General features: G+C 61.5%; 21 protein-coding genes. 7 read left to right on the top strand and 14 right to left on the bottom strand.

Annotated features, from left to right (window positions below; translation table 11 throughout):
• Positions 1 to 14 precede the first annotated feature (14 nt).
• Positions 15 to 2,339, top strand: a complete 2,325-nt coding sequence (gene clpA / locus AAIL67_RS00445; protein ID WP_034352360.1) for an ATP-dependent Clp protease ATP-binding subunit ClpA — start codon at positions 15 to 17, stop codon at positions 2,337 to 2,339.
• Between the two features lie 351 nt (positions 2,340 to 2,690).
• On the opposite strand, the gene AAIL67_RS00440 is transcribed toward clpA, so the two are convergent.
• The 9 genes from AAIL67_RS00440 to cyoA form a co-directional block, all read right to left on the bottom strand.
• A complete protein-coding gene (locus AAIL67_RS00440; protein WP_343483123.1) occupies positions 2,691 to 2,942 on the bottom strand; it encodes a hypothetical protein in 252 nt (83 codons plus the stop codon).
• A gap of 151 nt (positions 2,943 to 3,093) precedes the next feature.
• Entirely contained in the window at positions 3,094 to 3,522 is a 429-nt protein-coding gene (locus AAIL67_RS00435; RefSeq protein WP_343483122.1) for a polymerase, read from the bottom strand.
• A 156-nt stretch (positions 3,523 to 3,678) separates the two neighbouring features.
• Complete coding sequence (locus AAIL67_RS00430) at positions 3,679 to 4,215, bottom strand: response regulator transcription factor (RefSeq protein ID WP_034352364.1); 537 nt, start codon at positions 4,213 to 4,215, stop codon at positions 3,679 to 3,681.
• Between the two features lie 15 nt (positions 4,216 to 4,230).
• Complete coding sequence (locus AAIL67_RS00425; protein WP_012838221.1) at positions 4,231 to 5,532, bottom strand: ATP-binding protein; 1,302 nt, start codon at positions 5,530 to 5,532, stop codon at positions 4,231 to 4,233.
• A 120-nt stretch (positions 5,533 to 5,652) separates the two neighbouring features.
• Complete coding sequence (locus AAIL67_RS00420; RefSeq protein ID WP_343483121.1) at positions 5,653 to 6,435, bottom strand: SURF1 family protein; 783 nt, start codon at positions 6,433 to 6,435, stop codon at positions 5,653 to 5,655.
• An 8-nt stretch (positions 6,436 to 6,443) separates the two neighbouring features.
• Positions 6,444 to 6,869, bottom strand: a complete 426-nt coding sequence (cyoD, locus tag AAIL67_RS00415) for a cytochrome o ubiquinol oxidase subunit IV (protein WP_034379645.1) — start codon at positions 6,867 to 6,869, stop codon at positions 6,444 to 6,446.
• Positions 6,870 to 7,502, bottom strand: coding sequence for a cytochrome o ubiquinol oxidase subunit III (gene cyoC, locus AAIL67_RS00410; protein WP_003055501.1), 633 nt, complete (start codon positions 7,500 to 7,502; stop codon positions 6,870 to 6,872).
• Positions 7,495 to 9,501: a cytochrome o ubiquinol oxidase subunit I gene (cyoB, locus tag AAIL67_RS00405; protein WP_003055500.1), complete on the bottom strand. Its 2,007-nt coding sequence runs from the start codon at positions 9,499 to 9,501 to the stop codon at positions 7,495 to 7,497. Before cyoB ends, cyoC begins: the two co-directional genes overlap by 8 nt.
• A 62-nt stretch (positions 9,502 to 9,563) precedes the next feature.
• Complete coding sequence (gene cyoA / locus AAIL67_RS00400) at positions 9,564 to 10,619, bottom strand: ubiquinol oxidase subunit II (protein ID WP_034352372.1); 1,056 nt, start codon at positions 10,617 to 10,619, stop codon at positions 9,564 to 9,566.
• 338 nt (positions 10,620 to 10,957) lie between these two features.
• On the opposite strand from cyoA, the gene AAIL67_RS00395 reads away from it, so the two are divergent.
• On the top strand, positions 10,958 to 12,298 hold the full coding sequence (locus tag AAIL67_RS00395; RefSeq protein WP_343483120.1) for an MFS transporter: 1,341 nt from the start codon (positions 10,958 to 10,960) through the stop codon (positions 12,296 to 12,298).
• Between the two features lie 117 nt (positions 12,299 to 12,415).
• Here AAIL67_RS00395 and AAIL67_RS00390 read toward each other — a convergent pair whose 3' ends face one another.
• Entirely contained in the window at positions 12,416 to 13,414 is a 999-nt protein-coding gene (locus AAIL67_RS00390; RefSeq protein ID WP_063661101.1) for a tripartite tricarboxylate transporter substrate binding protein, read from the bottom strand.
• 188 nt (positions 13,415 to 13,602) lie between these two features.
• Between AAIL67_RS00390 and AAIL67_RS00385 the strand changes: the two genes are divergently transcribed.
• Positions 13,603 to 14,514, top strand: a complete 912-nt coding sequence (locus AAIL67_RS00385; RefSeq protein WP_034352381.1) for a LysR family transcriptional regulator — start codon at positions 13,603 to 13,605, stop codon at positions 14,512 to 14,514.
• Positions 14,515 to 14,659: 145 nt separating this feature from the next.
• On the opposite strand, the gene AAIL67_RS00380 is transcribed toward AAIL67_RS00385, so the two are convergent.
• Positions 14,660 to 15,448 carry an IclR family transcriptional regulator C-terminal domain-containing protein gene (locus AAIL67_RS00380; RefSeq protein ID WP_343483119.1) on the bottom strand — a complete coding sequence of 263 codons (789 nt, stop codon included), beginning with the start codon at positions 15,446 to 15,448 and terminating at the stop codon, positions 14,660 to 14,662.
• A gap of 181 nt (positions 15,449 to 15,629) precedes the next feature.
• Between AAIL67_RS00380 and pobA the strand changes: the two genes are divergently transcribed.
• The 4 genes from pobA (at position 15,630) to AAIL67_RS00360 (ending at position 19,040) form a co-directional block, all read left to right on the top strand.
• Positions 15,630 to 16,805, top strand: coding sequence for a 4-hydroxybenzoate 3-monooxygenase (gene pobA / locus AAIL67_RS00375; protein WP_012838227.1), 1,176 nt, complete (start codon positions 15,630 to 15,632; stop codon positions 16,803 to 16,805).
• A 197-nt stretch (positions 16,806 to 17,002) separates the two neighbouring features.
• Entirely contained in the window at positions 17,003 to 17,782 is a 780-nt protein-coding gene (locus AAIL67_RS00370; RefSeq protein ID WP_034379651.1) for a 2OG-Fe dioxygenase family protein, read from the top strand.
• A 189-nt stretch (positions 17,783 to 17,971) separates the two neighbouring features.
• The gene (locus AAIL67_RS00365; protein ID WP_063661356.1) at positions 17,972 to 18,445 is read left to right on the top strand and encodes a hypothetical protein; all 474 of its coding nucleotides are present in this window, start codon (positions 17,972 to 17,974) and stop codon (positions 18,443 to 18,445) included.
• A 157-nt stretch (positions 18,446 to 18,602) separates the two neighbouring features.
• Positions 18,603 to 19,040 (top strand): universal stress protein, encoded by a 438-nt coding sequence (locus tag AAIL67_RS00360; RefSeq protein WP_034352575.1) that lies wholly within the window; start codon positions 18,603 to 18,605, stop codon positions 19,038 to 19,040.
• Positions 19,041 to 19,107: 67 nt separating this feature from the next.
• Here the strand turns inward: AAIL67_RS00360 and AAIL67_RS00355 are convergent, their stop codons facing one another.
• The 3 genes from AAIL67_RS00355 to AAIL67_RS00345 all read right to left on the bottom strand — a co-directional run bounded on the left by AAIL67_RS00355 (position 19,108) and on the right by AAIL67_RS00345 (position 22,023).
• Positions 19,108 to 19,665, bottom strand: a complete 558-nt coding sequence (locus AAIL67_RS00355) for a bacteriohemerythrin (RefSeq protein ID WP_224650880.1) — start codon at positions 19,663 to 19,665, stop codon at positions 19,108 to 19,110.
• 85 nt (positions 19,666 to 19,750) lie between these two features.
• Complete coding sequence (locus AAIL67_RS00350) at positions 19,751 to 20,734, bottom strand: tripartite tricarboxylate transporter substrate binding protein (RefSeq protein WP_063661358.1); 984 nt, start codon at positions 20,732 to 20,734, stop codon at positions 19,751 to 19,753.
• Between the two features lie 524 nt (positions 20,735 to 21,258).
• A complete protein-coding gene (locus AAIL67_RS00345) occupies positions 21,259 to 22,023 on the bottom strand; it encodes an SDR family NAD(P)-dependent oxidoreductase (protein WP_343483118.1) in 765 nt (254 codons plus the stop codon).
• Positions 22,024 to 22,034 lie beyond the last annotated feature (11 nt).

Genomic DNA, 22,034 nt, shown 5'->3' with positions numbered 1-22,034 from the left:
GAAAGGAGTCGCACATGATCGCTCAAGAACTGGAAGTCAGCTTGCACATGGCGTTTGTCGAGGCCCGTCAGCAGCGTCACGAGTTCATCACCGTGGAGCATCTGCTGCTCGCCCTGCTGGACAACCCCAGTGCAGCTGAAGTGCTGCGCGCATGCGCGGCCAATATCGACGACCTGCGTTCATCGCTGTCCAACTTCATCAAGGACAACACACCTCAGGTGGACGGCACCGAAGAGGTGGATACGCAGCCCACGCTGGGATTCCAGCGTGTGATTCAGCGCGCCATCATGCATGTGCAGTCCACAGGCAACGGCAAGAAGGAGGTGACGGGCGCCAATGTGCTCGTGGCCATCTTCGGCGAAAAGGACTCGCATGCCGTGTACTACCTGCACCAGCAGGGCGTGACGCGCCTGGACGTGGTCAACTACATTGCTCATGGCATCAAGAAGGGCGAGCCGCCCGAGCCTGCCAAGGCCGAATCTCCCTCGGAGAGCGAAGAAGGCGCGGCTGGCGAGCGCAATGAAAAGGCCTCGCCGCTGGAGCAGTTCACGCTGAACCTGAACCAGGCCGCCAAGGAAGGCAAGATCGATCCGCTGATCGGGCGCGAGTACGAGGTCGAGCGCACCATCCAGATCCTCTGCCGCCGTCGCAAGAACAACCCGCTGCTGGTGGGCGAAGCCGGTGTGGGCAAGACCGCGATTGCCGAAGGTCTGGCCTGGCGCATCACCGAGGGCACGGTGCCCGAGGTGCTCAAGGAAGGCGTGGTCTACTCGCTGGACATGGGCGCGCTGCTGGCCGGCACCAAGTACCGCGGCGATTTCGAGCAGCGCCTCAAGGGCGTGCTCAAGTCGCTCAAGGACAAGCCGCATGCCATCCTGTTCATCGACGAGATCCACACGCTGATCGGCGCCGGTGCGGCCTCGGGCGGCACGCTGGATGCGTCCAATCTGCTCAAGCCTGCGCTGTCCAGCGGTCAGTTGCGCTGCATCGGCGCGACCACGTTCACGGAATACCGTGGCATCTTCGAAAAAGACGCGGCCCTGTCACGCCGCTTCCAGAAGGTGGATGTGGTCGAGCCTACGGTGGCCGAGACCGTGGACATCCTCAAGGGTCTGAAGTCGCGCTTCGAGGAGCACCACAGCATCACCTATGCGCAGGAAGCCCTGCAGGCTGCTGCCGAGCTGTCGGCCAAGTACATCAACGACCGTCACCTGCCAGACAAGGCGATTGACGTGATCGATGAGGCCGGTGCTGCCCAGCGTATCGCGCCCGAAGCCCAGCGCAAGCAGACCATCGGCAAGGCCGAGATCGAAGCCATCGTTGCAAAAATAGCCCGCATCCCGCCGGCCAACGTCAGCAACGACGACCGCAGCAAGCTGCAGACGCTGGAACGTGACTTGAAGAGCGTGGTCTTCGGACAGGACAAGGCACTGGAAGTGCTGTCGTCTGCCGTGAAGATGGCGCGTTCGGGCCTGGGCAAGCCGGACAAGCCGATCGGCTCCTTCCTGTTCTCCGGCCCCACGGGCGTCGGCAAGACGGAAGCCGCCAAGCAACTGGCCTATATCCTGGGCGTGGACCTGATCCGCTTCGACATGTCCGAGTACATGGAGCGTCATGCGGTCAGCCGACTGATCGGCGCTCCTCCCGGCTATGTGGGTTTTGATCAGGGAGGTCTGCTGACCGAGGCCGTGACCAAGAAGCCGCATTCGGTGCTGCTGCTCGATGAAATCGAAAAAGCGCATCCGGACATCTTCAACGTGTTGCTGCAGGTCATGGATCACGGCACGCTGACCGACAACAACGGGCGCAAGGCCGACTTCCGCAACGTGATCATCATCATGACCACGAATGCGGGTGCCGAGACCATGAACAAGGCCACCATCGGTTTCACGAACCCGCGTGAAGCCGGTGATGAAATGGGCGATATCAAGCGCCTGTTCACGCCCGAGTTCCGCAACCGTCTGGACGCCATCGTCAGCTTCAAGCCGCTGGACGAGCAGATCATCTTGCGCGTGGTCGACAAGTTCCTGCTGCAGCTCGAGCAGCAACTGGCCGAGAAGAAGGTGGAGGTCACCTTCAGCGACAACCTGCGCAAGCATCTGGCCAAGAAGGGCTTCGATCCGCTCATGGGTGCACGCCCCATGCAGCGCCTGATCCAGGACACCATCCGCCGCTCGCTGGCCGATGAGCTGCTGTTCGGTCGTTTGACCAATGGCGGACGCCTGGAAGTGGACTGGGACGAAGCGGGCAACGAAGGCAAGGGTGATGTCAAGCTCACCATTACCGAGCTGCCCAAGGACGCACCCAAGGCCGAGCCCGAGCAGGCCGTGGCCGAATAAGGCCTTCGTCAGCGCCCATATGGGGTGCTGAAACCAGAGACCGGCAGTGGCGACACTGCCGGTTTTTTGTTGTCCGCCTGGCCTGTGTTTGCTCTCTTTATGAGAGCTTTTATCGCTTGTTTGGCATGTAATTCAGGTGCTTTTATGCCTGAATACTGCTGGTCGCGGGCGAAGTCAGCTATGAATGATGATTCTCCCATCAGGTTCTATGGACTGGCCCTGGCGGATGCAGCAGCCGTTACTGCGACCGTTTCATTGTGTGCAGCCTGAACGGGCGCAGGCTTTGGCAGGATGTTTTGTCCTGCGGACCACGATAGGGCCGCACGTCAATGCCCAGGCAGAGCAGCCTGATCAATCGCGCAGGTACAGAAGCAGCATGAAGATCGGCGTGCCGATCAGAACGCCGATGATGGAGAACAGGGGGCCGTAGACGAGCAGGCTTATCTCCAGGGCGCGCATGCACCCCGAGATGCCCTCATTCAGGCAGCTGACCCCGTCGGGCGGCAGAAAGATGCTGTGAAGCGGCAGAAAAAGCGCCGCCACGGCGAGACTGGCAAGCAGTGCCAGAAAGGCAGAGAGAATAAGTCGGCTCAGGGTTTTCATATCGTGCATCTCCGCGGCAACTATAGATGGCTCAGCCGTGAATGCGGGGCTTCGCGGCCGACTCGGACCGGACCCGGTGCGCTGCCCTGTCGTGATGGCCGGCCGAGGTTGCTGAGCCGGACTGCCGCAAGAAAACGGCTTTGGAGCATGCCTAGGGCCTGCCTGCTGTGCCGCGTGCGACCTGGCTGATGAAGTTGAGCGCAGCGACGATGATGCCCTTGGTCAGAGGCAGCAAGGCGAAGAACAAAAAGAAGAGGTGGTTGGCCTGCCACAGCGGCATGGTGCGCAGATGTGCGAGCCAGCTTTGAACATGGCCGCCGGCCACGGCGATCGCGATGGCTGCGGCAAGCAGGGCCAGCAGCGTGACGGCCAGGGCCTTGGCACCCTTGGATGCGCGCTCGAAGGCGAGCGTGACAGGACGGATGAGGCAACAGCCAAAGACCAGGGCGCAGAGAAAAGGCACCAGGTCCACGGCTTCGCCCCGTAGCAGCCAGGGCAGGGCCGTCGCATAGGACAGAACCAGCAGGCCGAGGCCGGTGGTTCCTATGAGTCGGGGTTGCCGCTGTTGCTGCTGCTTCATGGACGTCTGCCGGTGCGCTGGAACGAGGCCGCGAAACCAATGAAAAAAGGAGCTGTTATCGCTTGCTGCATGACGATTTCAGATACTTTTGTATTTGAAAGGCAATGCGGAGAAGCGGTGCCAGCTATCAACATTGCTATTTAAGCCTGACGCCAGTCACTTGACCTGGCGCTTTTCCAGCTTGCGCGCCAGCGTGCGCCGGTGCATGCCCAGGCGGCGTGCGGCCTCGGAGATGTTGAAGCCGGACTCGGCCAGGGTCTCGTGAATATGCTCCCATTCCAGCGTCTTGATGGAGGTGGTCTGGCTGCTGACCTCCACGTCGGTGCGGCCTTCGACCCGCCCGAAGGCGGCTTCGATATCGTCGGTATTCGAGGGCTTGGCCAGGTAGTGGCAGGCTCCGAGCTTGACGGCTTCCACCGCCGTGGCAATGCTGGCATAGCCGGTGAGCACGACAATCAGCGCATCGGGGTTGTGCAGATGCAGCATCTGCACGCAGTTCAGGCCCGAGGCATTGCCGGCCAGCTTCAGGTCCATGACCGCATATTGCGGCCGCTGCTGAGTCAGCAGCAGCTGCACTTCCTCGCCGCTGGTGGCATGCAGCACACGGTAGCCCCGGCGCTCGAACGAGCGCTTGAGGGTGCGTGCAAATGCCGCGTCATCTTCAACCAGCAGCAGTAAACGGTCTTCTTCCATGCAAACCACAATGTCTTAAATCGCGAGAGCGGACTGGGGCAGGCTGACCTCCACCAGAGCACCTCCGCCTTGCTGAGCCGGCAGATTGCCGGCGTGAACGCGGCCGCCCAGGGCGCGGGCCACGTTGGTCACCAGAAACAGGCCCAGGCCGCGACCGGGGCGTTCCTGTTTGGTGGAGACATGGCACTGGCCCAGCTGCTGCAGCACGGCGGCATCGAAGCCCGGACCATGGTCGCGCACCTGGATGCGTATCTGGTCGTGATCGCTGCTCAGGGTCAGCTCCACCCAGTCGGGCGAGGCTTCGAGGGCATTGTCCAGCAAATTGCAAATCATTTGCTGCAATGCAGTATCCGAGAGCATGGCGAAGTCCTTCACGCCCTGCTGGTGCAGCGCAAAGTGCTGCAGGCTGTTATGGGTCTGCCAGTGGCTGACCACGCCTTGCACAAAGCTCGCAAAGGTGGTGCTTTCCGTGCCTTCGGCCCGGGTCTCGCCGGCGGACAGCAGCACGCCCGAGACGATGGACTTGCAGCGCAGCAGCTGGCGCTGCATTTCCTGCAGGTCCTCGCGCAGATCCTCGTCCTGCATGAGGGCCGGCATATGCTGCCAGTCGCCCAGGATCACGGACATGGTGGCCATGGGCGTGCCCAGCTCGTGGGCCGCGCCGGTGGCCAGCAGGCCCAGGCGCACGATATGTTCTTCCTCGCTGGCGCGCTGGCGCATATTGGAGATGCGCTTGTCGCGGCGGCGCGTGTTCTCGACGATGCGCGTCAGAAAGACGATGGTCAGGATGCTGGTCAGCGCAAAGCTGATGAGCACGCCCACCACATAGAGGCTGGGCAGGCCTTCCTGACTCACGAACTGCACATGCAGAGGCTGGTGAAACAGGGTCAGGCCCAGGACTCCGACAAAAGAGGCCGCGACCACGCACCAGGTGTAGTGGGCGGGCAGCAGCACGGCGCTCAGAATGCCCTGCAGCAGATACAGATAGATAAAGGGGTTGCTGGCACCGCCGCTCAGGTACAGCTGAATGGTCAGGGCCAGCACATCGGCCAGCAGCGCATAGAAGACGCTGCGCGAGGTCACGGGGCGGTGCAGGCCCTGGCTCCAGTAGATATAGGCCAGGTTGGTGGCCACCAGGGCCACGAGCACCAGCGCCATGGGCAGCAAGGGCAGTGCAATCTGAAAGCCGTAGTGCACCAGCGAGATGGTGACGACCTGGCCGACCACGGCAATCCAGCGCAGCTGAATCAGCAGCTGCATGTTCTGCCGCTCGGTCAGGCGCTGTACGCGAAACAGGGAATCGGAAATTTGGCTCACCGCGCAATTGTCACCGAGCGGGGCTGCCACGGACGCCTCTGGGGCTATGCGTTCCTGATGTAGGCACCGCCTAAAGGGCCGAAAAAAAGCGCTCCGGGGAGCGCTTTTCAGGGGGAGGCATCAGCTTTTGGCAACCGCCTTGTCGTGCCGGCGTACCAGCCAGGCCGCTCCGATCACCATGATGGCCAGCCCATACCAGGTAAGCGCATAGACCAGATGGCTGTTCGGGAAGCGGATGACCGTCATGCCGGGGCGCAGGACTTCGGTGCCGGCCTCTGCCTGGGCATAGGCCGGGTTGCTGGCGGGCACGCCCTGGTCTATGAAGTAGGGGGCGGGCCTGCCCAGGCCCAGGGCCTGGGCAATGGCGGCGACGTCGCGCGAGTACCACTGGCCGTTGGCCGGGTCGTTCTTGCGCAGAAAGCCGCCGCCGGGCTCGCTCATGCGCATCAGGCCGATGACGGTGACGGTCTCGGCGGATGGCCCGGCTTCGGCAATCTGCCTGAGCCATTGGCCGCGCAGCTTCTCGGGCGTGAAGCCGCGGTTGACCAGAACCTGTGTGCCATCGCCCAGCTGCAGCGGCGTCATGAGCCAGAAGCCCGCGCCGGCCTCGGTCAAGGCCTTGGCCAGCACGCTTTGCTTGTCCAGCCATCGGCCTTGCGCCTTGACGGGCAGGTACTCGTGGCTGGCGGCATTGATCTGCGGCCATTGGCCGGGCTCGGGCAAAGCCACGGGGGCGCTGTGCACGCGCTGCTCCACGCGCTCGATGAGATCGAGCTTCCAGGCGCGGCGCTGCACCTGCCAGGTGCCCAGAGCCATGAAGCCTAAAAACAAGGCGATGCCCACAAACGCGAGCATCGCCTTGGCGAAGGGAGAGCGCTGCCGCGCAGCGCTCTGGTTCTTCATGAGGTCAGTCAAGGTGTGACAGCTGCGGGAGCCGTGTGACCTGCGTGATCTGCATGGCCTGCGGCCTGGTGCATTTCATGACCGGGCATCATGTTGGTGTTCATGTGGAACATGACCCAAAGCGTGCCGGAGATCGCAATCGCCAGGAAGATCACCGTGAAGATGGTGGACAGCATGGTCCAGCCGCCCTGGATCTTGCCGTTCATGTGCAGGAAGTACACCATGTGCACGACCACCTGGATCACTGCGAACAGGCCCAGCACGGCCACGGCCGTGGTGCGGTCGGTGATGACGTTGTTCATGACCAGGTAGAAGGGGATGGCGGTCAGGATGACGGCCAGGATGAAGCCCTTCACATAGTCACCCATGGTGACGTGCAGGTCATCGTGATCGTGGTGATCGTCATGACCGGCGTGGATATCGTGTGCGCTCATTTACAGCACCCCCATCAGATACACAAAGGTGAACACACCGATCCAGACCACGTCCAAGAAGTGCCAGAACATGGACAGGCAGTTGATACGGCGCACGTTCTCGTTGATCAGGCCGTGCTTCTTGATCTGGATCATCAGGGTGATCAGCCAGACCAGACCGAAGGTCACGTGGATACCGTGGGTGCCCACCAGTGTGAAGAAGGACGACAGGAAGGCGCTGCTCTGAGGCGTTGCACCTTGATGGATCAGGTGGTGGAACTCATAGAGTTCCACGGCCAGGAAGGCCGCGCCCAGCAGGCCGGTGACGGCCAGCCACAGCAGAGTGCCGTTCACGTTCTTCTTCTGCTTTTGCAGCATGGCAAAGCCGAAGGTGATGGACGACATCAGCAGGAAGGCCGTGTTGACGGCCACCAGCGACAGATCGAACAGATCCTTGCCCGAGGGGCCGCCTGCATAGCTGCGGCCCAGCACGCCATAGGTGGCGAACAGTGCGGCAAAGATCAGGCAGTCGCTCATCAGGTAGAGCCAGAAGCCCAGCGAGGTGCCGTTTTCCGGATGGGGCTCGTGCGCGAGGTGGTACTCGCGAGTAGCCAGGGCGGCTGCGCCGCCAGCGTTGATATGTGTATTAGACATGGGCTGCTGCAAGCTGCTTGGTACGTGCTTCTTCCGTTGTGGCCACTTCGGCCGCAGGGATGTAGTAGTCACGCTTGTAGTTGAAGGTATGAATGATCGAAGCCAGGATGGTCGCGACGAACGAAGCGATCGTCAGAGGCCACATATGCCAGATCAGAGCAAAGCCCAGAACGGTGGACAGGCCGGCAATCACCACGCCGGCGCCGGTATTGGCGGGCATGTGGATGGGCTCGAAGCCGCTCAGCGGACGCTGATAGCCATGCTTCTTCATGTCGGTCCAGGCGTCGATGTCGTGCACCACGGGGGTGAAGGCGAAGTTGTACTGGGGAGGGGGCGAGGAAGTGGCCCACTCCAGGGTGCGGCCTTCCCATGGGTCGCCAGTCACGTCACGCAGCTCGTCGCGCTTCCAGATGGACACGGCCAGCTGGATGAAGAAGCAGCCGATACCGGCAGCGATCAGGGCAGCACCGCAGGCAGCGATGATGAACCAGATCTGCAGCGAGGGATCGTCGAAGTGGTTGGCACGGCGAGTCACGCCCATCAGACCCAGGATGTACAGGGGAGTGAAGGCAACCCAGAAGCCGACCAGCCAGAACCAGAACGAAGCCTTGCCCCAGAACTCATTGAGTCGGAAGCCGAAAGCCTTGGGGAACCAGTAGTTGATGCCGGCAAACACGGCAAACACCACGCCGCCGATGATCACGTTGTGGAAGTGGGCGATCAGGAACAGCGAGTTGTGCAGCACGAAGTCTGCGGGAGGCACGGCCAGCAGCACGCCGGTCATGCCGCCGATGGCGAAGGTGACCATGAAGCCCACCGTCCACAGCATGGGCACCGAGAAGCGGATGCGGCCGCGGTACATGGTGAACAGCCAGTTGAAGATCTTCGCGCCCGTGGGGATGGAGATGATCATCGTGGTGATACCGAAGAAGGTATTCACGCTGGCACCCGAGCCCATGGTGAAGAAGTGGTGCAGCCACACCAGGTAGGACAGGATGGTGATACACACGGTGGCGTAGACCATCGAGGTGTAGCCGAACAGACGCTTGCGGCTGAACGTTGCCACGATTTCGGAGAACACGCCAAAGCAGGGCAGGATCAGGATGTAGACCTCGGGGTGGCCCCAGATCCAGATCAGGTTCACGTACAGCATGGGGTTGCCGCCCAGCTCGTTCGTGAAGAAGTTGGTGCCGACGTAACGGTCCAGCGACATCAGCACCAGGGCTGCGGTCAGCACGGGGAAGGAGGCCACGATCAGGGCGTTGGTGCACAGGGCAGTCCAGGTGAAGACGGGCATCTTCATCAGGTTCATGCCGGGGGCGCGCATCTTGATGATGGTCACGATCAGGTTGATACCTGACAAGGTCGTGCCGACACCGGCGACCTGCAGGCCCCAGATGTAGTAATCAAGACCCGTGCTGCCGCTCTGGTGACCCAGATTGGACAGCGCCAGCCAGCCGGAGGTGGAGAACTCGCCCAGGAACAGGGAGATCATCACCAGCACGGCGCCGCCGGTGGTCATCCAGAAGCTGAAGTTGTTCAGGAACGGGAAGGACACGTCACGTGCGCCGATCTGCAGAGGAACCAGGTAGTTCATCAGGCCGGTCACGAAGGGCATCGCCACGAAGAAGATCATGATCACGCCGTGGGCCGTGAAGATCTGGTCGTAGTGGTGAGGAGGCAGGTAGCCCATGTTGTCGCCGAAGGCCATGGACTGCTGCAGACGCATCATCACGGCATCGGCAAAGCCGCGCAGGAACATGACCAGACCGAGGATCATGTACATGATGCCGATCTTCTTGTGGTCGATGGAGGTGATCCAGTCGTTCCACAGCGGAGCCCAGAGGCGGAACTTGGTGATGCCGCCGACCACGACGAGGCCGCCAAGCACCACGGCAATAAAGGTCAAGAGCACGATGGGCTCATGCGTCATGGGAATCTGGTCCCATGTGATACGGCCCAACAGCCAGTGGGAGGCCGGGGTTGTTGTTTCAGACATGTTGAGTCTCTTTTGTCGTATTGGAGCGGCTGGGCGGTGAGCGCATCCGCACCGTGAACTACTTATTGCTGTGCGACAGCTCCGGAGGCGGCGACTTCGTCGAGCAGGGCGACAACGCGGTCAGCGTCTTTGGAAGTGCAGACATCCAGGGGCAGGGCCACGCTGGAGGTCTTGCTGTGGTGTGCAGGTGCCTTGCCGCCGGCGGCGTCGATGGCCATCATCTCGTTCATGCACATCTTGCCGTCTTCCACGCAGCGGTTGAGGACCTTGTGGTACAGGCCTTCGTCCACGCTGGCGAAGCGTTCAACGGGGTTGCGCTCGCTGGGCTTGGCCAGATCGATATAGGCATCGCGTGTCAGGGCCTTGCCTTCAGTCTTGGCCTTGGCAACCCACTGATCGAACTGCTCGTTTTCCAGGCCGTGGAACTTGAAGGTCATGCCTGCAAAACCAGCGCCGCTGTAGTGAGAGGACTTGCCGCCATAGACACCTGGCTTGTTGATCACGGCGTTCAGCTCGGTCTGCATGCCGGGCATGGTGTAGATCATGCCGGCCAGATCAGGAACGTAGAACGCGTTCATGGTGTGGGTGGAGGTCAGCTTGAAGTGAATGGGGCGATCCACCGGGGCAGCCACTTCGTTGACGGTGGCAATGCCTTGCTCAGGGTAGAAGAACAGCCATTTCCAGTCCAGAGACACGACCTGGATCTCCAGAGGCTTGACGTTGGGGTCCAGAGCCTTGGTGGCGGAGATGCGGTCCAGGGGACGATAAGGGTCGAGCTTGTGGGTGCTGATCCAGGTAATGGCGCCCAAAGCGATGATGATGAGCAGGGGAACCGTCCAGATCACCAGTTCCAGAGCAGTGGAGTGGTGCCATTCGGGGTCGTACTTGGCTTCGGTGTTGGACTGGCGGTATTTCCAGGCAAACAGCAGCGTCAAAAAGATGACGGGGACGATGATGAGCAACATCAGCAAAGTGGCCGTAATGACCAGATCGCCTTGCTGCTTGGCGACATCGCCAGCTGGGTTGAGGACGACGGCCTTGCTGCAACCTGCGAGGGTTGCGGTCAAAGCGGCCGCTGAGAGCCACGCGGGCCCACGGATTTCCTTGATTTTTAACATGCTTTGGGCGTGACAAAGTCGCGCTTAGGTGTAAACGCGGATTACTGGATCTCGGCAAATGTAATACCAAACAGTGGCTTGTCCATTGGACATTTTGTCCAAGGTCAACAGCTCGGGACTGGAAATGCGCTATGCGACAAGGGCTTAGCGGCTTTGGCGCGTGGACAAACTTTGAGCTGACAGGGCTTGAAATTGTCAAATCAGCCCTCAGAAACGGGGCCTGCAGGGGGCTGAGCCGACAGTGTTCAGGGCAAAAACTCTATTGCAGCTGCACATGCTTGGGCGTAGAACGGAAAGCGTCCCCGGGACTGAAAAGTAAGACAAGGAGTTGTACCTTTATGACAAGCATGAACCCGTCCGTTGGTCTTACTCAGCAAGACTATGAGAACTCGGAAACCCTGGCCTATGCGCATACCGACGAGGATGTGACCCCCGGCGAGATTGCTGTGGGGGTGATCATCGGGCGCTCTTCCGAGTACTTTGACTTCTTCGTGTTCGGCATCGCCTGCGTGCTGGTGTTTCCCTCGCTGCTGTTTCCCTATCTATCCAAGCTCGATGGCACGCTGGCCGCGTTTGCCATCTTCTCGTTGGCCTTTGTGGCCCGCCCCGTGGGCACGGCGCTGTCCATGGCCGTGCAGCGGGTCTGGGGGCGTGCCACCAAGCTGACGCTGGCGCTGCTTCTGCTGGGCGTGTGCACGGTGGGCATGACCTTCCTGCCCAGCTATGAGACAGCGGGCATGAAGGCCGTCTGGGCGCTGGTGATCCTGCGCATCGGCCAGGGCCTGGCGCTCGGGGGCTCCTGGGACGGCTTGCCTTCGCTGCTGGCCATGTCGGCGCCGCCGAACAAGCGCGGCTGGTATTCGATGATCGGTCAGCTCGGGGCGCCGCTGGGTTTCATGATTGCGGCGGCGCTGTTTGCCTATCTGTACTCCAGCCTGACGGCCGACGAGTTCATGAGCTATGGTTGGCGCTACCCCTTCTGCGTGGCCTTCGCCATCAACGTGGTGGCGCTGTTTGCCCGCCTGCGTCTGGTCGTGGGTCAGTCCTATACCCAGCTTCTGCAGGAGCGTGAGCTGGAGCCCATCAGCGTGACCAGTCTCATGGCCAACGAAGGCCGCAATGTGATGATCGGCGCCTTCGCTGCACTGGCCAGCTTTGCGCTGTTCCATCTGGTGACCGTGTTCCCGCTGTCCTGGATTTCCATGTACTCCGACCAGTCCATGACCGAGGTGCTGGTGGTGCAGATCATCGGTGCACTGCTGGCAGGCGCGGCCATCATGCTGTCGGGCTGGCTGGCGGACCGAGTGGGGCGTCGCAACACCCTGGGCACCATGGCCTGCCTGATCGGCATCTTCAGCTTTCTTGCGCCCTGGTTGCTGGGCAGCGGCAGCACCGGCAACAATGTGTTCATCCTGGTGGGCTTTGTGCTGCTGGGCCTGTCCTACGGCCAGGCATCGGGCACGGTGACATCCAACTTCTCGTCGCGCTACCGTTACACCGGTGCGGCCCTGTCCACGGACATGGCCTGGCTCATCGGTGCGGCGTTTGCGCCCCTGGTGGCCCTGGGTGTCTCGGCAAAGTTCGGACTGGTGGCTCTGGGTATCTATCTGCTGTCGGGCGCCTTGTGCACGCTGGCGGCCCTGGGCATCAACCGTGCCATAGAGGCGCGCGACCAATAAGAAGTTAGTGAACTTCCCTGCAAAACGCCCGGTGCTTGCATCGGGCGTTTTTCTTGATGCCAGGGGACATGAAAAAGCCGCCTGCAAGAGGCGGCTTTTTATCGACTGAAAGACGGATCAGTCCAGTGCCAGACCGGCCTTCTTGATGACATCACCGAAACGCTTGCTCTCGGAGGCCATGAAGGCCTTGAACTCGGCAGGCGTGGGATTGAAGGATTCGTAGCCGAAGGCTGCGAACTTGTCCTTGACGTCCTGGCCTGTCAGGGCCTGACGCACATCGGTGCGGATCTTTTCGATCACGGCGGGGGGGGTGCCGGGACGCACAGCCAGGGCATTCCAGCCGATGGCAGTGAAGTCCTTGGGGCCGCCCGATTCGGACACCGTGGGCACGTTCTCGAAGCCGGCAATGCGGCTGGGAGCTGCCACGGCCAGGAAGCGCAGCTTGCCGCCACGCACCAGAGGGCCTGCAGTGCCCAGGGAGCCCAGGGCAAAAGTCAGCTCGCCATTGGCAACGCCCTGGTACAGCTGGCTGGTTTCCTTGTAGATCACATGCTCCATCTTGGTGCCGGTCTGGTTTTCCAGCAGGGCCGAGCCCAGGTGAACAGGGTTGCCCACGGACCAGGAGCCGTAGTTCAGCTTGCCGGGGTGCGCCTTGGCGTCGGCAATCAGGTCGCCGATGGTCTTGTAGGGGCTGTTGACGGGCACGCAGACAAAGAAGAAGTTGCGGAACAAGGGCATCAGGATTTCGAAGTCCTTGTTCAGGTCATAGGGCAGCTTCTTGAACAGATGGGGGTAGGCGGCGATATGGACGTTATCCAACTGGATCATGTCCGTGCCGTCGGTTGCGCCGCGCTTGAATTCGCTGATGGCGATGAAGCCGTTGCCGCCGGGACGATTTTCCACCACCACGGGCTGACCCCAGGCGCGGCCCAGCTTGTCGGCCACCAGGCGCGACAGGCCATCGGGGCCACCGCCTACGGGGAAGGGGTTGATGATGCGAGAGGACTTGGTGGGCCACTTGTCGCTCTGGGCGAAAGAGGGGGCTGCCACGGCTGCGGCAATGGCGCCGAGTGCGAATGCAGCTTGGCGACGGCTCATATTGAGCTTATGGGTCATTTTGTCTCCCTGGAAGGATGTCGATGATGAATTGCGTGTGGACCACGCATTGTTGATATCGTCGGCTGTTATTTTTAGATATTCAGGCCCAGTTGATTACATTGTGTCACTTGGGTCATAAACACCTAGGTCTAGCTGAGGCTAGCAGCTATAGCAAAATAGCATAGCTTGTTTTGAAAGGTGTGAGCATGAATCTGCAGCAGATAGAGACCTTTGTTCGGGTGGCCGAAGTGGGGAGCTTCAGCAAGGCTGCGGTACTGCTGGACACTGCCCAGCCGGCGCTCAGCCGTCAGGTGCGGGCCCTTGAAACAGAGTTGCGCGAGACCCTGCTGATCCGCACCGGGCGCGGCGTGACGCTGACCGATGCGGGGCGCCGGTTGCTCGAGCATGGTCACGCCATCATGCAGCGCGTGGCCATGGCCAAGGAAGACCTGGGCAGTCAGCGCGACGAGCCCGTGGGGCGTATCACGGTCGGCTTGCCGCCGAGCCTGGCGCGGCGCCTGACCTTGCCCCTGATCGACGGCTTCAGTCGCGAAATGCCCAAGGCCAGGCTGGCGGTGGTCGAAGGTTTTTCGATGAATATCTCGGAGTGGCTGACTTCGGGGCGCATGGATCTGGGCCTGGTCTACACGCCGGAGCCGCACCCGCAGATCGAGGTCTCGCCCGTGCTCGAAGAGCGCCTGTGCCTGATCGGCCCGGCCAGCACGCTGGCAGGGCGCACCAGCATTCCGTTCGAGCATCTGGCCGAGTTCCCGTTGATCATGCCCCAGCACGGGCAGATTTTCCGCAAGCTGATGGAGGCCCAGGCCACGCTGTCTCAGGTCAAGCTCAATGTGGTCTGGGAGGTTTCCAGCGTGCCCGCCATTCTCGATCTGGTGCGCGGCGGCTATGGCTATGCGGCGCTGACCGATAGCGCCATGCACAGTCATGCCACGGATGCTGCGCTGGTGGAAGTGCCCATCAAGTCGCCGCATATCGTCAGCACCTTGTGCCTGGTGCAGCCCGCCAAAAAGAAGTCCACGCCGCTGATGCGCCGCACGGCCGAGCTGCTGCGCCGCCTCAGCATGCAGGTGTGCTCGGTGGAGAGCGGGCATATCTGAACGACTGGCCTGCTCCGGGGTATGGCCGCTGCTGGTTCATGCTCTTGTTAGGGGAGCTGGTTGTGCTTGTTGAATATGGATTTCAACCTTATTTTTATCTGAAATCGATGAAGGGCAAGCGTAATAAGCTTTGATATTAATAGCGTCAAAGCTGGGGGCGCAAGGTTCTCGCGGCTTCCTGCAGCAACGGCAGTATTTCCTGCTGCATGGTTTGCGGGCTCATGCGTTTGGCTGAAGTCACCACATTCAGCGCTGCCACGGTGCGTCCGCGCATATTGCGCAGCGGCACGGCCACGGCCTGAATGGCCAGTTCATGCTCCTCAAGCGCCATGCAGTAGTCGAGGCGGCGCACCTCGTCGAGCAAGGCCTTTAGCGCCGCACCATCGGAAACCGTGTGTGCCGTCAGCTTGGGCAGGTCATAGGCGGCCAGCCAGTCGTCAAGCTCCGAGCTTGAGAGCGAGGCCAGCAGCACCCGGCCGGTGGACGTGGCATGCGCCGGAAGGCGTGTGCCCAGGTGCAGTCCGTGGGCCATCAGACGCTCGCCTTTTTCATGCACGGCGCTGCGCGCGACGATGACGACTTCGCGGCCCTCGCGCACCACGCAGGAGTAGGACAGCCCGGTCTGCGCGGCCAGCCTGTGCAGCACGGGTTGCACGATGCGCGGCAGCCGGGCCGAGGCTAGATAGCTGCCCGACAGGCGCAGCACCTTGGGAGCCAGCCAGAAATAGCTGCCATCGGTTTCCAGATAGCCGAGATAGGCCAGGGTGAGCAGATGGCGCCTGGCGGCAGCGCGCGTGATGCCTGCGCGCTCGGCGGCCATGGTGGCATTCAGGCGCTGGCGTTCGGTGTCGAAGCTCTCGAGTACAGCCAAGCCCTTGGCCAGGCCGGCAATGAAGTCTGCCGGGGCGATGGAAGGGGTGCCGGGGTCACTCATGCAAGGGGCCGCCGTTCTTGTTTTTGCGCGATCATCGTTCTCATTGTGCGATTATCGCGCAAACATCGATTCTCTCCTTTGTCTTGATGCAGCACAAAACTTAGTCTTGCTGCACAGCGCAACCGGCGTCGTCACGCTCGCCGGTTGAGAGGTTTTTGAGCCATAACAAGGAGTCATATTCATGCGTACACAAGTCGCCATCATCGGTGCCGGTCCCTCGGGGTTGCTGCTGGGGCAACTGCTCTACAAGGCGGGCATCGACAACATCATCATCGAGCAGCGCAGCGCCGACTATGTGCTGGGCCGCATCCGCGCCGGCGTGCTGGAGCAGGTGACGGTGGATCTGCTCAAGCAGGCGGGTGCCGACAAGCGCATGAATGAGGAAGGTCTGCCTCATGACGGCATCGAGCTGCTGTTCAAGGGCAAGCGCCACCGCATCAATCTGCATGACCTGACCGGCGGCAAGCGCGTGATGGTCTATGGTCAGACCGAGGTGACCCGCGATCTGATGGAAGTGCGCGCCCAGGAGGGCCTGACCACGGTCTACGAGGCCAGCCATGTGCAGCCCGTGGACTTCGAGAGCGACAAGCCCAAGGTGCGTTACGAAAAAGACGGCCAGGTGCACGAGATCGAATGCGACTTCATCGCCGGCTGCGACGGCTTTCACGGCATCTGCCGCGCCAGCGCGCCTCAGGACAAGATCAAGACCTTCGAGAAGGTCTATCCCTTCGGCTGGCTGGGCCTGCTCTCTGATACGCCGCCCGTGTCGCACGAGCTGATCTATGCCAACACCGAACGCGGCTTTGCCCTGTGCAGCCAGCGCAGCGCCACGCGTAGCCGCTACTATCTGCAGGTGCCGCTGACCGACAAGGTCGAGGACTGGAGCGACGAAGCGTTCTGGGAAGAGCTCAAGAAGCGCCTGGACCCCGAAGCCCGCGCCAATCTGGTGACCGGCCCCTCGCTGGAAAAAAGCATTGCACCGCTGCGCAGCTTTGTGACCGAGCCCATGCGCTTCGGCCGCATGTTCCTGGCCGGCGACGCCGCCCACATCGTGCCTCCCACAGGCGCCAAGGGCCTGAACCTGGCCGCTTCCGACGTGGGCTATCTGTCGCAGGCCTTTGTCGAGTACTACAAGGAGCAGTCCGAAGCCGGCATCGACCGCTACTCCGAGCAGTGCCTGCGCCGTGTCTGGAAGGCCGAGCGCTTCTCCTGGTGGATGACTTCCATGCTGCACAACTTCCCCGGTGAGGGCGAGTTCAACACCAAGGTACAGGAAGCCGAGCTGGACTACATCGTCCACTCCGAAGCCGGCTCGACCTCGCTGGCCGAGAACTATGTGGGTCTGCCTCTGGTTTAAGCCCCAGACCGCCTGGCCTTCGTCACGGTGGTGATGAAGGCCCGGTGCCCGATTCCGGCGCCTTGCGTTCTGCCTGCATTGCTGTGCGCGATGCAGGCATTTTTTCATCCATGCAATTTGGTTGATGCTGCCTTGCGTAAATTTTGATGCCGAGGCACAAGCCAGCAGGGCCTGCGAGGAGTAAGCTTGCCGACCTTATGGCGCACATCATGTTTTCCCCTCCCTATATTGCCGCTGCCGAGGCAGCCCAGTCCTTGCGCACGCGCGGCTATGCCGTGCTGCAGCCCGAGGACTTCGCCCAGTGGATGGGCCTGAGTGTGGCCGATCTGCACGCCATGGATGCGGACTGGCAGGGTCTGCCGCCCGATGCCTTCCTCAAGGATGGAGGCCGCTATCGCCGCCGCCGCCATTCCTGCTTTGTCAGCGAAGGCGATCAGGTGCAGCAGGTGCCTCATCGCGCCCACTGGCAGCCCGTGGAATACAACGCTCTGCATGGCGGCATGCAGCGCATGTTCGAGCCCATGCAGGACAGCACCACCACCAGCGCGGCCTGGCTGGCGATGATCAATGCCCTGGGCCAACTGGCCGATCAGGTGTTCTGCACCGACGAGCTGCATGAGCGCTGGTTTGTCGAGGCGCACCAGTTCCGCATCGACACCACGGACGGTATCGGCCGGCCCACGCCCGAAGGTGCGCACCGCGACGGAGTCGACCTGGTTGCCGTACTGCTGGTGGGGCGCAAGGGCGTCAAAGGGGGCGAGACCCGCGTCTTCGAGGCGAGCGGTCCCAACGGCCAGCGCTTCACGCTGACCGAGCCCTGGTCGGTGATGCTGCTCGACGATGCGCGCATGATTCATGAGACCACGCCGATTCAACCCGTCGAGCACGGCGGCGTGCGCGACACCCTGGTGCTGACCTATCGCCGCGGCAACTTCCAGGGTGCCGAGCTTCAGGAGCAGCAGGGTCAGGCTGCTTGATTGATCCGGACGGCTCTGTTCGGAAAATTTGAGCAAAACTGTAACGTGCTCAATACGTCAAAGTGACGTCATCAACACTGCATGATGCAGGCTTGTCGCGGCGAAGCTTTCGCCTCATCGAGTCTTCCCTGCATCCAACAAGCCAGATCAGCTGGCCAACGCCACGCCTTGCAGAGCGTGGTTTTTTATATGAATCGCTTTTACGCCCTTAGTATTTCAGTGCTGACCGCTCTTGTCACAGTAGCGGCCTGCAAGCCTTCGCAAGACCGTCCGGTGCAGGCGGCCTACACCAAGGAGCCCACGATCTACTTTCGCAATGGCCTTGAGATTACCCTTGGCGATGCCTCTGTACCGATTCACGGCGTGGAGGAATGCCCTTACGGTCTGGCCGCGCCGGCCGGGGCCGTGGTCGAGCTCAATGATGCCAAGTGCATTCGACTCTCGGACGATACCGAGCGGATCGTCGTGATGTTGGACATGCCGGGCGGCATCGTCCGGGAGGAATGGACTGTGCGCCGCGATGCGCCCAGCAAGCCCCATGAGCCAGCCTTCAAGAATGTATCCCTGCTGCGCCCAGACGGCACTCGCATCACGATCACCGACAAGTCCGACACTCTGCTGGACAAATGCTACGAATACCAGACGGCCCATGTCTGTATCTGAGCCAGACCTCAGTCAGCGTGAACTTCAGGGTTGATTCATGTCAGCACGCTGAGGCATGATGAGGGCAGACTCAACGCTATTTCAAGAGCGGCATCTGCCCCGGGCCTCTGGCTTGAGGCCCGTGTCGCCTGCAACCTGAAAGGAGAAACATATGTCCATGTTCAATCACATTCTGGTTCCGGTCGACGGCTCCAAGCCCTCCATGCTGGCGGCACACAAGGCCGCAGAGCTTTCCAAGGTCTTCGGCAGCGCCGTGACGGCGGTGTATGTGGTCGATCCCTATCCTTTCACCGGCGTGGGCGCCGACTTTGCCTACGGCCAGTCACAGTATCTGAGCGCGGCCACCGCCGAAGCCAACACCGCCCTGGATGCGGTCAAGGCCATCATGGATGAGGCAGGCGTGCCCGTGAAGACGCTGGTGGGCGAGGGCCATGCGGTGCATGAAGGCATTGTGCGCACCATGGAAAGCGTGGGTGCCGATCTCGTCGTCATGGGCTCGCAGGGGCGACGCGGCCTTGAGAAGCTGATGCTGGGCAGCGTCACGCAGCGCGTGCTTGGCGCCGTGCGTGTGCCGGTGCTGGTCGTGCGCGAGTGAGCGCGAGGCGGCTGCCCCATGAAGCAACGGCTCCTCAGGGAGCCGTTTTTCTTGTGAGCAAGGGTGCTCAGCGACTGAGCAGCCGGGCCAGCCAGCCTTTTTTCTTGCGCTGCAATTCCAGCTCCTGTAGCACTTCCGCTTTGAGTCGTTCTTTTTCTGCCGTGTGTCCGCTCTCTTTGGACATCATGCGCAGATAGACCTTGGCCGAGTCCACATAGCCATGGTCTTCGTTGCGGATGTGGTTGAACAGCCAGCGCGAGAGCATGCCATGCAGTTCGGCGGCCACATCCTCACCCGCATCGAAGCGGGTCTGCATCTCGATCACGCGGCGCGTGAACAGCTCGTGCACTTTTTTGTGCGGCCCTGCGAACATATAGCCGGCGCTCTCGATCAGGCTTTCCTCGAAGACGAAGTGCGAGACGGTGTAGTCGATCATCTCGCCGATGACATCGCCCAGCCCTTCGCGATCTGGCGAGCTGCGCAACTCGTAAAGCCGGTTGATGTAATCGACGATGCGGCGGTGCTGCCGGTCGATCTCCGCAATCCCGGTGTCCAGTTCGGGGACCCAGACCAGCAATGCCATGATGTTCTCCAGAAATTCAAGGGTTTCCGGAGAAGTATTCACGAGCCTGTCATATGCCGCATTGATTCAGATCAGGTCTATCCGCGCCAGGCAGGGCGGCGCGAATCCTGCGCGCCGCGTCGGGATGTCATTCGATCTTGGCGCCCGAGGATTCGACAACCTGTTTGGACTGCTTGAAGTCGGTCTGGAACATCTTGTCGAAGCTAGCTGCGCTCATGGACTGGGGCTCGGCGCCTTGGGTCAGAATGGCCTCGCGCACCTCGGGCATGGCCAGCAGCTTGTTCACTTCGACATTGACCTTGGTCACGATGGCTGCGGGTGTGCCCTTGGGCATGAACAGGCCGTACCAGGTACTTACATCAAAGCCCTTGAGACCGGATTCGGCCAGTGTTGGGGTGTCTGGCAGCGAGGACGAGCGCTTTGCCGAGGTCACGGCGATGGCGCGCAGCTTGCCGGCCTTGATCTGGGCTATGGCCGAGGGGACGGAGGACACCAGCAGATCCACATTGCCGGCCAGTGCATCCATCATCGCGGGGTTGGAGCCTTTATAGGGCACGTGAGTCAGATGAATGTCCGAGGCCTTTTCCAGCATCACGCCGGCCAGGTGGATGCTGGTGCCGTTGCCTGGCGAGCCGTAGGTGATCTTGGACGGGTTCTTCTTGGCTGCAGCCACCACGTCGGCCAGCGTCTTGTACGGCGAGTTGGCGGCCGTGGCGATCACGATGGGGGTGTAGGCCACATGAGCCACAGGGGTCAGATCCTTGCTGGGGTTCCAGGGCAGGTTCTTGTAGAGGTAGGGGCCAAGGACCACATTGTCCTTCTGGCCCATCACCATGTCATAGCCCGTGGGCGCTGCCTTGACGGCTTCGGTGATGCCGATGGTGCCGCCTGCACCCGCACGGTTGTCGGGCACCACGGTCCATTTGCTGACTTCGGTGAGCTTGCTGGCAATCACGCGCGAGAGGATGTCGGTGCCGCCGCCAGGTGGGAACGGCACGACCATGCGCACGGGCTTGTTGGGGTAGTCGGCTGCGGGGTCTTGTGCAGCGGCTGAAAAGCTCAGGCCCGCGCTTGCGATCACGGCTGTGCTGATGAGAATTTGGCGAATCATGAAAAAGAAGCTCCAGAGACGAACGGGGGAGCGCTGGCCCGCAAACAAGGGCGGCGCAGTCGCTGCTGGTGCCTGAGCCTTGAGCCCGGCAGCCAGAGTCACGGAAGGTGGGCTTTTCGATGATCGGGGACGGTGGTTCCGCCATCAATGGGTATTTGTCTTTACCGGGGAGCGCGAGCCATGCCGTACGGACATGATCGCCATCCGCACGCGCTGCACGACAGGGTTGCTGCCGTTGCTAGCACGGAGGCAGCGTACCGATCGGGTGTCGCTGTCTATGTGGCCCACGGGTGCGGATTGTGGATCTGCGCACAGCCTCGGAGGCTGCTGCAGACCAGTGGAAACATTCTGCCACGCATGAAAGACTTGCCAGGGCTTGGTTCGAGAATAGGCCGCGTCTGTTCCCAGATTTTTTGCTCGGGTCCGGTAGTTCACGGCAACAAGAGCTGCAGGTGCCTTTGGCCATTGGTTTGGATAAGGCGGTTGCAGCCATGTTTTGGAGTCCAGCCGCTCTGAGTGCTATCTCAAGCCTGGCGTACGTCGGCAACCACCTGGTCGCCGAAGTCCGGTCGTGCCAGCCAGGCCAGCACGCGGGCTGCGGCGTCATCGGCCGAGGTCAGCTGCCCGTTGCTGTGCAGACCAGCAAAACGGCCCACGTCAGGGAAGTCGGTTGAAGCTGCGCTGCGCAGTTGTACCTGCATATCGGTGTCGATGACGCCTGGCGCCAGAGACACAATGCGTGCGCCGTTGGGCTTGGCCGCCTCTTCCAGCGCCACGCAGCTGCTGAACTGGTCCATGCCGGCCTTGGCCGTGCAATAGCTGGCTTGCGAGGCCATGGCGCGGCGGCCCAGGCCCGAGGAGATATTGAGCACCTTGCGGGGAATCCGCCAGCTTTCGGTTGCTCCGAGAAAGGCTCCGGTCAGGGCCATGGGAGCCTCAAGACCCACGCGCAGGGCATTGATCATGTCGGCTGAAGGCACCTGGGACAGTGGCGCAATCTGCGGGATGACGCCCGCATTGTTGATCAAGGTGATGCTGGCCCATTCACGCGGATCTATCGTGCCCAGCCAGGTCGCCAGGCGCTGCGCAGCAGCAGCGCTTTGTGCCAGGTCCTGCTCCCATTGCAATAGCTGTGCAGGCTTGCTGGCGCTGGAGGCTGGGGCGGCGCTGGTCTTGCGGGCAATGCTCAGCAACTGATGGCCTTGCTGCAGCAGCTGCTGTCCCATGGACAGGCCCATGCCGCGAGAGCCACCGGTCAGAATCGTTAAATGCTTTGTCATGCGAAGCATCTTACGGTTGA

The organism is Comamonas sp. A7-5, assembly GCF_039581385.1.
GTDB lineage: Bacteria > Pseudomonadota > Gammaproteobacteria > Burkholderiales > Burkholderiaceae_C > Comamonas > Comamonas thiooxydans.
Note: the sequence above shows the minus strand (reverse complement) of the source record. Positions and strands in the feature narration are given on the sequence as shown.

Coding starts and splice junctions, on each gene's coding strand:
- clpA (WP_034352360.1), top strand. CDS start 15: ATGATCGCTCAAGAACTGGAAGTCAGCTTGCACATGGCGTTTGTCGAG.
- AAIL67_RS00440 (WP_343483123.1), bottom strand. CDS start 2,942: ATGAAAACCCTGAGCCGACTTATTCTCTCTGCCTTTCTGGCACTGCTT.
- AAIL67_RS00435 (WP_343483122.1), bottom strand. CDS start 3,522: ATGAAGCAGCAGCAACAGCGGCAACCCCGACTCATAGGAACCACCGGC.
- AAIL67_RS00430 (WP_034352364.1), bottom strand. CDS start 4,215: ATGGAAGAAGACCGTTTACTGCTGCTGGTTGAAGATGACGCGGCATTT.
- AAIL67_RS00420 (WP_343483121.1), bottom strand. CDS start 6,435: ATGAAGAACCAGAGCGCTGCGCGGCAGCGCTCTCCCTTCGCCAAGGCG.
- cyoD (WP_034379645.1), bottom strand. CDS start 6,869: ATGAGCGCACACGATATCCACGCCGGTCATGACGATCACCACGATCAC.
- cyoC (WP_003055501.1), bottom strand. CDS start 7,502: ATGTCTAATACACATATCAACGCTGGCGGCGCAGCCGCCCTGGCTACT.
- cyoB (WP_003055500.1), bottom strand. CDS start 9,501: ATGTCTGAAACAACAACCCCGGCCTCCCACTGGCTGTTGGGCCGTATC.
- cyoA (WP_034352372.1), bottom strand. CDS start 10,619: ATGTTAAAAATCAAGGAAATCCGTGGGCCCGCGTGGCTCTCAGCGGCC.
- AAIL67_RS00395 (WP_343483120.1), top strand. CDS start 10,958: ATGACAAGCATGAACCCGTCCGTTGGTCTTACTCAGCAAGACTATGAG.
- AAIL67_RS00390 (WP_063661101.1), bottom strand. CDS start 13,414: ATGACCCATAAGCTCAATATGAGCCGTCGCCAAGCTGCATTCGCACTC.
- AAIL67_RS00385 (WP_034352381.1), top strand. CDS start 13,603: ATGAATCTGCAGCAGATAGAGACCTTTGTTCGGGTGGCCGAAGTGGGG.
- AAIL67_RS00380 (WP_343483119.1), bottom strand. CDS start 15,448: ATGAGTGACCCCGGCACCCCTTCCATCGCCCCGGCAGACTTCATTGCC.
- pobA (WP_012838227.1), top strand. CDS start 15,630: ATGCGTACACAAGTCGCCATCATCGGTGCCGGTCCCTCGGGGTTGCTG.
- AAIL67_RS00370 (WP_034379651.1), top strand. CDS start 17,003: ATGGCGCACATCATGTTTTCCCCTCCCTATATTGCCGCTGCCGAGGCA.
- AAIL67_RS00365 (WP_063661356.1), top strand. CDS start 17,972: ATGAATCGCTTTTACGCCCTTAGTATTTCAGTGCTGACCGCTCTTGTC.
- AAIL67_RS00360 (WP_034352575.1), top strand. CDS start 18,603: ATGTTCAATCACATTCTGGTTCCGGTCGACGGCTCCAAGCCCTCCATG.
- AAIL67_RS00350 (WP_063661358.1), bottom strand. CDS start 20,734: ATGATTCGCCAAATTCTCATCAGCACAGCCGTGATCGCAAGCGCGGGC.
- AAIL67_RS00345 (WP_343483118.1), bottom strand. CDS start 22,023: ATGCTTCGCATGACAAAGCATTTAACGATTCTGACCGGTGGCTCTCGC.